This window comes from Mannheimia granulomatis (assembly GCF_013377255.1).
GTDB lineage: Bacteria > Pseudomonadota > Gammaproteobacteria > Enterobacterales > Pasteurellaceae > Mannheimia > Mannheimia granulomatis.
Window position 1 is genome coordinate 1 of sequence record NZ_CP016614.1, and the last position, 12,500, is coordinate 12,500.

Genomic DNA, 12,500 nt, shown 5'->3' on the forward strand with positions numbered 1-12,500 from the left:
AAAGTGAAAAGCAACCACCCATTCAATAATTATGATAAAAATCGCATATACCTTGATTTTTCTCATACATTCTAAATTATTACTTGCAAATAAAGTCGCCCCTATAAATGGGGCGTTTTTTATGTATTTGCCAACAACTTCTTCAATCGATACAGCTCATCCAATGCTTGTTTTGGGGTAAGCTCATCGGGTTGAATGGATTTCAAGGCTTTTTCCACCTCACTTTCAGCCGTTACAAGCGGGGGAATTTCATCAATTTCTTGCAAATCAGGCGTAAAAAGTAAATCCGCCTGTGGGTGTTCATTTGCTTGCCTGGTTTGCTGAGAAATTTCCTCTAAATGAGCCAAGCGCTGCTTAGCAAGTTGAATGACCTGTTTTGGCACGCCCGCCAACGCTGCTACCGCCAAGCCATAACTTTTGCTTGCCGCCCCCTCTTGCACCGTGTGCATAAAGGCGATGGTATCGTTATGCTCCATTGCATCTAAATGCACATTTGCCACACCTTTAAGCTGATTCGGAAGACTGGTTAATTCAAAATAGTGAGTGGCAAAAAGCGTGAGAGATTGGGTTTTCTTCGCTAACCATTCCGCACACGCCCATGCAAGCGATAAGCCATCGTAAGTAGAAGTCCCTCGCCCGATTTCATCAATTAGCACGAGACTATAGTCGGTTGCTTGGTGAAGAATATTCGCCATTTCTGTCATCTCCACCATAAAAGTCGAACGCCCTGATGCAAGATCATCACTTGCACCAATCCGGGTGAAAATACGGTCAATCGGGCCGATTTCCGCACTCTCTGCCGGCACAAAACTGCCGATATACGCCATTAAAGTAATCAAGGCAATTTGTCGCATATAGGTACTTTTACCTCCCATATTCGGGCCGGTAACAATCAGCAAATGGCGTTGAGCATTGAGGAAAACCGGGTTGGCAATAAAGGGATCTTTTAATACCTGCTCAACTACTGGGTGTCTGCCGCCTTTAATATTCACCCCACGCGTTGGGCTGAAAGTCGGGCAAACATAATTGAGGCTATCTGCTCGCTCAGCAAGATTAGTCAGTACGTCCAATTCTGACAGCACCAATGCGGCAAGCTGTAATTCTCCCAAACGCGGCATCATTAAATCAAACAACTCATCATAAAGCTGTTTTTCAAGTGCGAGCGAAGCCCCTTTGGCTTTCAGCACCTTATCTTCATAGGTTTTCAGCTCAGGAATAATATACCGCTCGGCATTTTTAAGCGTTTGACGGCGAACATAGTGAATCGGGGCTTTGTGAGCCTGCCCTTGGGAAATCTGAATATAGTAGCCGTGCACCGCATTAAAACCGATTTTCAGCGTATCAATGCCGGTGGTTTCACGCTCGCGAATTTCCAAATTCTCTAAATATTGCGTGGCGCCGTCTGAAAGCTGTCGCCATTCGTCCAACTCAGCGTTATACCCTTCCGCAATCACCCCACCATCTCGAATCAACTGTGGTGGCGTGTCAATAATTGCTCGCTCAAGTAAAGCGTGTAGATCACCAAAATCCGCAATTTGAGCCAATAATTTATCGAGACTAGCGGTTAAATTTTGTGAATTTTTTGCAATTTCAGGTAATTGAGCTAACGCTGTGCGTAAACGAGTGAGATCTCGCGGACGTGCCGAACGCAATGCGACACGAGCTAAGATTCGCTCCATATCGCCGACTTGTTGTAATAACGGCTGCAATAGCTCAATTCGCTGATTTTTAATGAGCGAAGCAATAGTTTGCTGCCTTTCTTGCAATTTGCACAATCGCGAATCGGTTGATGAATCCAACGTTTCAATAAACGACTTCCCATTGGGGTCACGCATTTATCCAACACATCAGAAAGCGTGTTTTCCGTACCACCGGCAAGATTTTGGGTAAGTTCTAAATTGCGACGGGTGGCAACATCTAACAGCACCGTATCGCTGTGTTGGGAAAGGTGAATTGCATTAATATGTGGCAAGGCGGTGCGTTGTGTTTCTTGTGCGTAATGTAGCACACAGCCCGCAGCACAAAGGGCAACAAGGGCTTTTTCCACTCCGAATCCGGCAAGGCTTTGTGTACCGAATTGGCGGTTTAACAGCTGAATAGCAGTCACGAGCTCAAATTCCCACACCGGACGGCGGCGTAAGCCTTTGTAATTGTTCAAAATTGAGGCTGCCGAGAAATCTTCAGGGTACAAAATTTCCGCAGGCTGCACACGTTGCAGTTCCGCCGATAACGCCTCTTTCGTTGCTAATTCACTAATTAAAAATCTGCCCGAAGTCATATCAAGGGTGGCAATCGCAAACACGCCTTTTTCTTCATAAATTGCCGCCACTAAATTGTCTTGACGTTCAGGTAAAAGAGCCTCATCGCTGACCGTGCCGGGGGTTACAATTCTCACGACTTTCCGCTCAACCGGACCTTTGGAGGTGGCAGGGTCGCCAACTTGCTCACAAATTGCTACCGATTCCCCCAATGCAACCAATTTCGCTAAATATCCCTCAACCGCATGGTACGGCACACCTGCCATTGGAATCGGCTCACCCGCCGACTGCCCACGCTTGGTTAAAGAAATATCCAACAACGCAGCTGCTTTTTTGCATCATCGTAAAAAAGCTCGTAAAAATCGCCCATTCGATAAAAAAGAAGAATGTCCGCATTTTGAGCTTTAAGTTGCAAATATTGTTGCATCATTGGCGTATGAGTCGAAAAATCTTGTGTCATCAGTCAGTTAATCCGCTAGAAATCATTGCCGCTAGTGTAACAGATTCATAAGATGGAACAAACAAGCGGTGTTTTTTCACAGAAAATTTACCACCGGGTAAACTAGTAATGCCTAAATTTTTTGCTAGAATACGCAAACTATTTCTAATAAGGTTTAATCATGTTAAGAAAACTATTATTACTTTCTACCGGCTTTTTAACGGTGGCTTGCACCACCCAAGAAACAAAAATAGAAACCGCATTTCCGGGCGAATTTGCCAATGCCGATTATGTGCTTGCAGACGCCGATGCAAAAAAATGGGTAATCGCAAGCGAACAAGCGAAACAATGTATTTACCCCAATTTAACCCGAATTCAGCAAGAGCATTTTTCAAAAGAAGATTCTTACATTTTCTCGCAATATGTGTTTTTCTATCCGCTTGAAGAGATCATTGGTGAGCAGTATGTAAAAATTATCCAAAATGATGAAAAATCAATGGGTTATGCTCAATATTTATTTAAAAAACTGAAAACCAATGAAACGGTTGAAGCACTACCGAAAAAACAATGTGCAACCTTGCGTGCTAACGCAAAAAATGATTTAGCGGTGGTGAAAGGACAATATCAAAGCGGAATGATTGAAGATGAAAAAGCTCAAGAAGGCAAAGCATCAGGCCAGAAAGTAGCCACCGATGATAACAAATTCTTCTTCGACATCATCAAATGGGGCAGTGCACTATTACTCTAATCTATCAACAATACAAGCGGTTATTTTTTTAGTAAAAATAACCGCTTGCTTTTTTGTCCGCAGTTAATTGTAAATTCAATGAACTTTATTAAATTGGTAAAGTCTTAAAATATAGTTTTTTTCAATAATTTACCCTCTTTTTTATTTTAAGGATTTTAAATGAAAGCATTAAAAACATTATTAGCATTAGGTGTAGCAATGACAGTTTCAGCAACTTCATTGGCAGAAAGTAATAACTCATTATCAACACTTAAAGCAAATGCAACTGAACAAATGAATGCAACCAAAGCAGCCACTTCTGAAAAGGCTGCTGCAGTAAAAGCGACTGTAGCTGAAAAAGCTAATGAGGCTAAAGCGAACGCCGTTGCTACAAAAGAGAGCCTAAAAAACAAAGCTGAGTCAATGAAAGATTCTGCCGCTGAAAAAACAGAAGCAGCGAAAGAGAGTATGAAAGCAAAAACCGACTCGGCAAAAGAAACGGTAAAAGCCAAAATGGACTCAGCGAAAATGGCTACTACTGAAAAAGCAGCGACCGCACGTGAAACCTTAAATTCTGCCAAAACAACAGTAACTGAAAAAACAAATTCGGTAAAAGCAACCGTTGCAGAAAAAACCGGTACAGTAAAAAAATCACAAAAAGTAAATATCAATACGGCAAGCGAAGAACAACTGCAGTCATTAGCCGGTATTGGCGAAGTGAAAGCAAAAGCGATCGTGGAATATCGTAAAAAAGCCGGAAAAATTAAAAATGCGGCAGAACTTGCCAATATTCCGGGTGTTGGCGATGCAACTATTGAGAAAATTGCACCTTATTTAACATTCTAAAAATGGTAGGGGCGGGTTAAAACCCGCCCTTTGATTTATTTGGTAATTTGCCTTTTGGTTATCGGGCGAGTTAACACTCCCCTACACATAATTCTTCCGGTTCATGCCATAGTTTCGCAAAATTATGCAAAAAAATGACCGCTTGATCATTCCCCACCTTGTATTTCACAAATCTGCCCCCATAACTGGAAAGTATTCATTCAATACTCAACGTATTTACACAAAAAAGGAACAAACAATGGCATTAGATTTCAATTCAGTTGCATTAGACTCAGTAGAAGCAAAAGGCGGTTACGGTATCGGCTTACAAATCGGGCAGCAACTTTTAGGCAGCGGTATGGATGTAAACGCAGAAGCTGTTGCACGCGGTATTTATGATGTATTAAACAACAACCAACCTGCTATCGACCTAAACGAAGTCACCGCAGCATTACAAGAATTGGGTCAGCGTGCAGAAGCCGCTCAAGCGGAAGCATTCAAAGCAATTGATGCGGAAAACAAAGCATTCTTAGAAGAAAACAAAAAAGCAAAAGGCGTTGTGGTAACCGAAAGCGGCTTACAATATGAAATTTTAACCGAAGGCACCGGTGAAAAACCAACTGCAACTTCAACCGTGCGCGTACACTACACAGGTTCATTAATTGACGGTACTGTATTTGACAGCTCAGCAAAACGTGGTCAGCCGGCAGAATTCCCGGTAAATGGTGTAATCCGTGGTTGGACAGAAGCGTTACAATTAATGCCGGTTGGTTCAAAATGGCGTTTAACCATTCCACAAGAGCTTGCTTACGGTGAGCGTGGTGCGGGTGCTTCAATTCCACCATTCGCAACCTTAATTTTTGAAGTAGAATTATTAGATATTCTATAATCGGCTAAAAATCATAAAGCCCTGTGAATTCAACTCACAGGGCTTTTGGACATTTAATACAACGAAACTATTAATGAATCAGAAAAAATCACTCATTACCCGATTTCTCAAAAATATTTTTTTATACGGCAGTTTATTTATCATTCTCAGCTTTATGGCGGATTGGTACAGATCACCCTCAGCACCACCACAATTTGAGCAAAAAGTACTATACGATATTCACAAACAGCCGAACATTATTGCCCAATTAAGTCGCGGCAAACCAATGCTGCTCTATTTTTGGGGAAGTTGGTGCAGCTATTGCAAATTTGTATCGCCCAATATCCAAAAGCTATCCGAAAACGGTACTGAAGTGTTAGGAGTAGCACTTAAATCCGGTGATGATACCGCAGTGAGAACTTATCTAAACGAAAACAGTTATACATTTGCTACTATTAACGATCCGAACAGTGAATTTTCTCAAGGCTGGGGTATTCAAGCCACACCGACAATTTTAATTATCCAAGACGGTAAAATTCGCCACTATACTACAGGCTATACCAGCTACTTAAGTTTGAAAATGAGGCTTTGGATTTCAGGACTACTACCATAAAAAAACCGTCTTAAAAATCAATTGCTTCGGTAGTATAAATGCAAAAAATCGCTAAAAAACAACCGCTTGTATCATCATACCAAGAAAATCACCGGCACTAAATTCATTGTAATTACCGTGGTAATGGATAGAATCAAACGGGATGAACCAAAAATAAAACCGCGGTTTTTGCCGTTGTCAAATTTCACCAATAAATTCGCCATTGCGGTTAAAGCAAAGACTTCTACCACGGTAAAAATAACAGTGTAAATATAAGCAGCAGTTAAGGTTGCTGCTTCTACCGCAATAAACCAAGGTAAAATAATGGCCAGAGCGAGCAAAGGTGAAACCCAAATTAACTGTTTTTTCGTTAAATTAATCTTACGAGAAAAAGAAGATTGCAAACTCACAGTTAAAACACCGTTGATAAACAAAGCAATCGGCGAATGCTCAGGGGCATTTAGTACCTTATCAAACAAATAAGGGAAAATAATAAAATAAGACGATGCCACACTCAGCGGCACGAATAGCATTAAATGAGCAAACAAAAAATCTTTAGTAATGATTTCCTTAATTTGAGCCAAACGAAATTTCACACCGCCACTTACCCCCTCTACCGAAGAGAAAGGCTTTATCATAAAAGCAAATAAAACGGCTTCTAAAATAAAGCAGATCCAAATTAACGTTTCAATCATCTCAAATTTTATAAACGGAATAATGATAAGCGGAGCAAGCATGGAAGACATACTTGTCACTTTCAGATATTTTCCCTGTAATCGCGTTTTGGCAGCATATTCATCGCCGGCAATAGCTAACAAACAAGCTCTGGCGTTGGTGCCGAATAAACAACTCCCCAAACCAAAACAGGTGGTTGCCATCAGCAAGATCAGGTAATTATCGGCAGCCAAAAACAGCATATAGGCGATAACATCTAACAAACAACCCAACAACATCATTTTCGCCAAACCATAACGATCACCCCAAATACCCGCAAGAATCGCCAATGCTTGATTACAAAACAGCAATAACGAAAGCGAAAAAGCAATTTGAGCGTTATCTAACCCTTTTCCTTTCAAATAAAAGAAAAAAACACTCTGCATTGAAAAAAATGCGGTGGTGGAAATAAAGCGGCGAAGAAGTAACAGTTTTTCTAAAGACATGAAATTGAGGATTGAATTGTTTAAATAAAGAGCGGCTATTCTACTCTTTCAGCGAAAAAGGAGCAATCGCCTTTTGTTTTACCTTTTCGCTTGGTTTCGGTATCATAGCGGCTATCAAAAGTGGCATAGTTTTTGCAAAATTTTTTGAAAATATGACCGCTTGTAAACTAAATTTAAGGACAAAAAATGAAAGATACCATTGTTGCACAAGCAACACCGATTGGTCGCGGAGGCGTTGGCATTTTAAGGGTTTCCGGCCCATTAGCGGAAACCGTTGCCGAGGCAGTATTAGGTAAAAAACTACAGCCTCGCTTAGCAAATTACTTACCGTTTAAAGATGAAGACGGCACCGTGCTAGACCAAGGCATTGCATTATTTTTTAAAGCACCAAACTCTTTTACAGGCGAAGATGTATTGGAGCTACAAGGCCACGGTGGTCAAGTCATTTTAGATTTGCTGATAAAGCGAATTTTACAAGTTAATGGCATTCGCATTGCCCGTGCAGGTGAATTTTCCGAACAAGCTTTTTTAAATGATAAGCTCGATCTCGCTCAAGCAGAAGCAATTGCCGATTTAATTGATGCCACCAGCGAACAAGCGGCACGCTCAGCATTAAAATCACTACAAGGCGAGTTTTCCAATAAGATCAATCAGCTTGTAGATTCAGTTATTTACCTCCGTACCTATGTGGAAGCTGCTATTGATTTCCCTGATGAGGAAATCGACTTTTTAGCAGACGGTAAAATTGAGAGTAAATTAAATGAAATTATCAACCAATTAGACGGCGTTCGCCGTGAAGCAAAGCAAGGCTCAATTCTGCGTGAAGGAATGAAAGTAGTGATTGCCGGTCGCCCAAATGCCGGAAAATCCAGCCTTCTCAACGCCTTAGCCGGACGGGAAGCGGCAATCGTCACCAACATTGCCGGCACCACCCGTGATGTACTGCGTGAGCATATTCATATTGACGGAATGCCGTTGCATATTATTGATACTGCTGGGCTGCGTGATACCGGCGATGAAGTCGAACGCATCGGTATTAAACGAGCATGGGATGAAATCGCCCAAGCAGACCATGTGTTGCTAATGATTGATAGCACCGAACAACAAGCGGATCAATTCCGTAGCGAATGGGCGGATTTCTTAGAAAAACTGCCGAAAAATATCCCCGTAACTGTGATTCGCAATAAAGTGGATTTATCCGGCGAGTCGGAGGGCTTAATTCAGGTGGACGATTTCACCATGATTCGTCTTTCTGCTCAAACCAAAGTCGGCATTGATTTATTGCGTGATCATCTTAAAAAATCGATGGGCTACCAAAGCTCAACGGAAGGTGGATTCTTAGCTCGCCGACGCCATCTACAAGCATTAGAAACTGCTGCGACCCACTTAGAGCGAGGTCACGTTCAGCTTACCCAATTCTTCGCCGGCGAATTGCTGGCAGAGGAGCTGCGAATGGTGCAAAATGCGTTAAGTGAAATCACAGGGCAATTCACCTCAGATGATTTATTAGGTAACATCTTCAGTTCTTTCTGCATTGGTAAATAAGATGAGTCTATTCCACCACTTCCAAACACAATGCCAAACGTACCTGCCGAATACAAACTGTTTTCTGGTAGGCCTAAGTGGTGGAATGGATTCCGTAGCACTTCTTCACCTTTTCTCTCGTACCAGCTTTAAAGTTCGAGCAATTTATATCCACCACGGATTAAGCCCGAACGCTGATCATTGGGCAGAGTTTTGTGCACAATACTGCAAGCGGTTAAATATTCCTTTTATTTTGCAAAAAGTCGACGTGGATAAATCAAATGGCATTGAAAACGGTGCAAGAACCGCACGCTATCAAGCCTTTAAGCAACATTTAAACGAAAATGAAGTGATTGCTACCGCTCACCACTTAGATGACCAAGCGGAAACCTTTCTGCTTGCCCTTAAACGAGGCAGCGGCATTAAAGGCTTATCTGCAATGCAGGCGGTCAGTTTTTTGCAAAATTTTACCGTTTTTCGACCGCTATTAAACTTCAGCAAAGCAGAATTAGCCGAATATGCCGCCCAACATAAACTTAGGTGGATTGAAGATGAAAGCAATGCCGATAGCCGTTTCGACCGCAATTTTTTGCGAAATGAAATTCTGCCTAAGCTCAATCAACGTTGGCAACATTTTAACGAAATGGTGGTTCGTTCAGCTCAACATTGCAGTGAACAACAAGCCTTGATTGAAGAACTGTTAAGCGATGAACTCCAGCAAAGAATGGGAGAAAAACAGCAGTTATCCATCGTTGGTTTTGCCGATTTTTCACTCGCTAAACAGCAGCAACTTGTGCGTTTATGGTTAGAAAAATGCGGTGTGCCAATGCCGAGCAAAGCCCAATTACAAGCGGTTATTTTTGAGCTAATTTTTGCAAAAGCCGATAAAAACCCGCAATTTAAAATGGGTGACAAAGTGCTTAGACGTTATCAACAGGCGATTTTTATTACCGAAGAATTAAAAGCTATCCCACCTTTTGAAATGGTATTGAGTACAGAAACAGAGGTGGAATTGCCCTATCAGCTCGGCAAAATTATTCGCCATAATCAAGAGATAATCTGCAAAAAAAACGGAAAAAACAACCGCTTGTTATTACCGATTGAGCTTGCCGATTCCTCCCTTTCTCTCATTATCGGACAACAAGGTAAAGTAAAATGCTACGGCAACCCCCATCGGGAAGAGATGAAGAAAATTTGGCAAGCTTACGGTGTACCTGCTTGGGAGCGAGATCGCACACCGCTTATTTTCTGGCAAGATGAATTGATCACCTGCCTTTCCTAACCTCTCGGATGAAAGGCTTTGTGGATCGATTTCAAACGGGCTTTTGCTACCTGAGTGTAAATTTGGGTGGTTGATAAATCACTATGTCCTAATAACATTTGCACCACACGCAAATCCGCTCCGTGATTCACTAAATGCGTAGCAAAAGCATGACGTAGAATATGCGGCGAAAGTTTATCACCATCAATACCTGCCAGGCTGGCGTAATATTTAATACGGTGCCAAAAGGTTTGTCTTGTCATCTGCTGCCCTCGTCTGCTTGGAAACACAACATCCGACTGCTGATTGTTCAGTAATATAGGGCGAGCATATTGGAAAAACTCCTGTATCCAATAATTAGCCTCTTCACCCAGTGGAACAAGACGTTCTTTATCCCCTTTACCGATGATCCGAACCACACCTTGCTTTAAACTAAGATTATCTGTTGAAAGCGAAACTAATTCCGTTACACGCAAACCTGTCGCATAGAGTAGCTCTAACATCGCTTTATCACGCAACTCAATAGGGTCTAAAGTATTCGGACAATCCAATAAATCCATCACCTGCTCCTCACTCAATGATTTCGGCAAATGCGCAGCTTTTTTCGGTGATATTAAGGTAAGCGTGGGATCATCTGTACGATAACTTTCAAGATATAAAAAACGGAAAAATTTTCTCAAACAACTCAACATTCTAGCAGAACTGGTTGCTTTATAACCTTGCTCTAAACGCTCTCCAAGAAAGCCTTGTAAATCAATATGATCTACCGACAGAAAAGCCTTAGGTTGGGTAAAATAGTCAGAAAAACGTTCCAAATCCGAACGATATGAAGCAACGGTATTTTCAGACAAACCATGCTCTTGCCATAGAGAATCAAGGAATTGTTCAATAATAGGATCAAGTTCAGCCATACAAGCGGTTAAATTTAAAAGAAATTTTGCAAATTTTAGCAAACTTTGGGCTATAAAAACAAAAAAACCGATTAGTTTGTACTAATCGGTTCTCATAAGAAATATAAGTGGCGGAACGGACGGGACTCGAACCCGCGACCCCCTGCGTGACAGGCAGGTATTCTAACCAGCTGAACTACCGCTCCGCAATATATGGAGATTATCTAAAATAATGGCAGGGGCGGAGAGGCTCGAACTCCCAACACCCGGTTTTGGAGACCGGTGCTCTACCAATTGAACTACGCCCCTAAAATTTTTCTATATTTATCTAGCACTAAAGCGAGTGAAAACTCGCTTATTAATAAGTGGCGGAACGGACGGGACTCGAACCCGCGACCCCCTGCGTGACAGGCAGGTATTCTAACCAGCTGAACTACCGCTCCGCGAATAAGGACTTAGCAATGCCCTACTCTCACATGGGGAAGCCCCACACTACCATCGGCGTTACTGCGTTTCACTTCTGAGTTCGGAATGGAGTCAGGTGGAGCCACAGCACTATTGTTGCTAAGAAAATTCTTTTATTATTTAGTTAGCCTACTCATCAAATAGGCTAAGTAAATAAAGCCTGATGTTGCCCTACTCTCACATGCGGAATCCACACACTACCATCGGCGTCACTGCGTTTCACTTCTGAGTTCGGTATGGATTCAGGTGGCACCACAGCACTATCGACATCAGGAAAATCTTCGATGATTCAGACTTTCTTCGTCTTTACTTTTGTCTTTCTAAATTGTTTTGTTTGTTCTTTACTTTCTTCGGCTTTTGCCTTTAATTCGAAACAAGCTGTTTATTCTGAGTTGATTTGTTTAGTTTCTTTTGTTTAGTTTCTTCGCTTTCTGTCAAAAACACTTGAGCGTTGTATAGTTAAGCCTCTCGGGCAATTAGTATAGGTTAGCTCAACGGCTCACACCGCTTACACACCCTACCTATCTACGTCTTAGTCTTAAACAACCCTTACCAACTTATAGTCGGGGAGAACTCATCTCAAGGCAAGTTTCGTGCTTAGATGCTTTCAGCACTTATCTCTTCCGCACTTAGCTACCCGGCAATGCGTCTGGCGACACAACCGGAACACCAGGGGTGCGTCCACTCCGGTCCTCTCGTACTAGGAGCAGCCCCTCTCAATTCTCCAACGCCCACGGCAGATAGGGACCGAACTGTCTCACGACGTTCTAAACCCAGCTCGCGTACCACTTTAAATGGCGAACAGCCATACCCTTGGGACCTACTTCAGCCCCAGGATGTGATGAGCCGACATCGAGGTGCCAAACACCGCCGTCGATATGAACTCTTGGGCGGTATCAGCCTGTTATCCCCGGAGTACCTTTTATCCGTTGAGCGATGGCCCTTCCATTCAGAACCACCGGATCACTATGACCTGCTTTCGCACCTGCTCGACTTGTCTGTCTCGCAGTTAAGCTTGCTTATACCATTGCACTAACCTCACGATGTCCGACCGTGATTAGCAAACCTTCGTGCTCCTCCGTTACTCTTTGGGAGGAGACCGCCCCAGTCAAACTACCCACCAGACACTGTCCGAACACCCGATTAGGGCGCCTCGTTAGAACATCAAACGTTAAAGGGTGGTATTTCAAGGACGCCTCCACACAAACTAGCGTTCATGCTTCAAAGGCTCCCACCTATCCTACACATCAAAATTCAATGTTCAGTGTCAAGCTATAGTAAAGGTTCACGGGGTCTTTCCGTCTAGCCGCGGGTACACCGCATCTTCACGGCGATTTCAATTTCACTGAGTCTCGGGTGGAGACAGCCTGGCCATCATTATGCCATTCGTGCAGGTCGGAACTTACCCGACAAGGAATTTCGCTACCTTAGGACCGTTATAGTTACGGCCGCCGTTTACTGGGGCTTCGATCAGGAGCTTCTCTTTCGATA

9 protein-coding genes, 3 tRNA genes, 3 rRNA genes and 1 pseudogene (1 of these 16 running past the window's edge) are annotated in these 12,500 nt (G+C 42.7%); 7 read left to right on the plus strand and 9 right to left on the minus strand.

What is annotated here, in order from left to right; all coding sequences use genetic code 11:
- The first annotated feature begins 3 nt into the window (after positions 1 to 3).
- Positions 4 to 75 (plus strand): surface lipoprotein assembly modifier, encoded by a 72-nt coding sequence (locus A6B41_RS11280; RefSeq protein WP_418887737.1) that lies wholly within the window; start codon positions 4 to 6, stop codon positions 73 to 75.
- A 44-nt stretch (positions 76 to 119) separates the two neighbouring features.
- On the opposite strand, the pseudogene mutS reads toward A6B41_RS11280, so the two are convergent.
- Positions 120 to 2,718 (minus strand): annotated as a pseudogene (gene mutS / locus A6B41_RS00010) (DNA mismatch repair protein MutS).
- Between the two features lie 160 nt (positions 2,719 to 2,878).
- Here mutS and A6B41_RS00015 point away from each other — a divergent pair.
- The 4 genes from A6B41_RS00015 to A6B41_RS00030 all read left to right on the plus strand — a co-directional run bounded on the left by A6B41_RS00015 (position 2,879) and on the right by A6B41_RS00030 (position 5,730).
- Positions 2,879 to 3,445, plus strand: a complete 567-nt coding sequence (locus tag A6B41_RS00015; protein WP_027073956.1) for a DUF5358 domain-containing protein — start codon at positions 2,879 to 2,881, stop codon at positions 3,443 to 3,445.
- 159 nt (positions 3,446 to 3,604) lie between these two features.
- Positions 3,605 to 4,270 (plus strand): helix-hairpin-helix domain-containing protein, encoded by a 666-nt coding sequence (locus A6B41_RS00020; RefSeq protein WP_027073957.1) that lies wholly within the window; start codon positions 3,605 to 3,607, stop codon positions 4,268 to 4,270.
- 238 nt (positions 4,271 to 4,508) lie between these two features.
- Positions 4,509 to 5,138: an FKBP-type peptidyl-prolyl cis-trans isomerase gene (locus tag A6B41_RS00025; RefSeq protein WP_027073958.1), complete on the plus strand. Its 630-nt coding sequence runs from the start codon at positions 4,509 to 4,511 to the stop codon at positions 5,136 to 5,138.
- Between the two features lie 73 nt (positions 5,139 to 5,211).
- On the plus strand, positions 5,212 to 5,730 hold the full coding sequence (locus A6B41_RS00030) for a protein disulfide oxidoreductase (RefSeq protein WP_027073959.1): 519 nt from the start codon (positions 5,212 to 5,214) through the stop codon (positions 5,728 to 5,730).
- Between the two features lie 74 nt (positions 5,731 to 5,804).
- Here the strand turns inward: A6B41_RS00030 and A6B41_RS00035 are convergent, their stop codons facing one another.
- Complete coding sequence (locus A6B41_RS00035) at positions 5,805 to 6,869, minus strand: MFS transporter (protein ID WP_027073960.1); 1,065 nt, start codon at positions 6,867 to 6,869, stop codon at positions 5,805 to 5,807.
- 186 nt (positions 6,870 to 7,055) lie between these two features.
- Between A6B41_RS00035 and mnmE the strand changes: the two genes are divergently transcribed.
- A complete protein-coding gene (gene mnmE / locus A6B41_RS00040) occupies positions 7,056 to 8,414 on the plus strand; it encodes a tRNA uridine-5-carboxymethylaminomethyl(34) synthesis GTPase MnmE (RefSeq protein ID WP_027073961.1) in 1,359 nt (452 codons plus the stop codon).
- 1 nt (position 8,415) lies between these two features.
- Entirely contained in the window at positions 8,416 to 9,675 is a 1,260-nt protein-coding gene (tilS, locus tag A6B41_RS00045) for a tRNA lysidine(34) synthetase TilS (RefSeq protein ID WP_027073962.1), read from the plus strand.
- Here the strand turns inward: tilS and xerD are convergent.
- The 7 genes from xerD to A6B41_RS00080 form a co-directional block, all read right to left on the minus strand.
- The gene (xerD, locus tag A6B41_RS00050) at positions 9,672 to 10,565 is read right to left on the minus strand and encodes a site-specific tyrosine recombinase XerD (RefSeq protein ID WP_027073963.1); all 894 of its coding nucleotides are present in this window, start codon (positions 10,563 to 10,565) and stop codon (positions 9,672 to 9,674) included. The two genes, tilS and xerD, sit on opposite strands and share 4 nt — an antisense overlap.
- A gap of 108 nt (positions 10,566 to 10,673) precedes the next feature.
- Positions 10,674 to 10,750 (minus strand) — tRNA-Asp (locus A6B41_RS00055).
- A 27-nt stretch (positions 10,751 to 10,777) separates the two neighbouring features.
- A tRNA-Trp gene (locus tag A6B41_RS00060) sits at positions 10,778 to 10,853 on the minus strand.
- Positions 10,854 to 10,910: 57 nt separating this feature from the next.
- Positions 10,911 to 10,987 (minus strand) — tRNA-Asp (locus A6B41_RS00065).
- Positions 10,988 to 10,997: 10 nt separating this feature from the next.
- Positions 10,998 to 11,113, minus strand: a 5S ribosomal RNA gene (gene rrf / locus A6B41_RS00070).
- A gap of 54 nt (positions 11,114 to 11,167) precedes the next feature.
- Positions 11,168 to 11,283 (minus strand): 5S ribosomal RNA (gene rrf / locus A6B41_RS00075).
- 181 nt (positions 11,284 to 11,464) lie between these two features.
- Positions 11,465 to 12,500 (minus strand): 23S ribosomal RNA (locus A6B41_RS00080); it runs 1,866 nt beyond the window's last position.

What these genes read in the sequence shown, in the direction of transcription:
- A6B41_RS00015 (WP_027073956.1), top strand. Translation starts at nt 2,879, where the DNA reads ATGTTAAGAAAACTATTATTACTTTCTACCGGCTTTTTAACGGTGGCT.
- A6B41_RS00035 (WP_027073960.1), bottom strand. Translation starts at nt 6,869, where the DNA reads ATGTCTTTAGAAAAACTGTTACTTCTTCGCCGCTTTATTTCCACCACC.
- A6B41_RS00030 (WP_027073959.1), top strand. Translation starts at nt 5,212, where the DNA reads ATGAATCAGAAAAAATCACTCATTACCCGATTTCTCAAAAATATTTTT.
- mnmE (WP_027073961.1), top strand. Translation starts at nt 7,056, where the DNA reads ATGAAAGATACCATTGTTGCACAAGCAACACCGATTGGTCGCGGAGGC.
- A6B41_RS00020 (WP_027073957.1), top strand. Translation starts at nt 3,605, where the DNA reads ATGAAAGCATTAAAAACATTATTAGCATTAGGTGTAGCAATGACAGTT.
- tilS (WP_027073962.1), top strand. Translation starts at nt 8,416, where the DNA reads ATGAGTCTATTCCACCACTTCCAAACACAATGCCAAACGTACCTGCCG.
- A6B41_RS00025 (WP_027073958.1), top strand. Translation starts at nt 4,509, where the DNA reads ATGGCATTAGATTTCAATTCAGTTGCATTAGACTCAGTAGAAGCAAAA.
- xerD (WP_027073963.1), bottom strand. Translation starts at nt 10,565, where the DNA reads ATGGCTGAACTTGATCCTATTATTGAACAATTCCTTGATTCTCTATGG.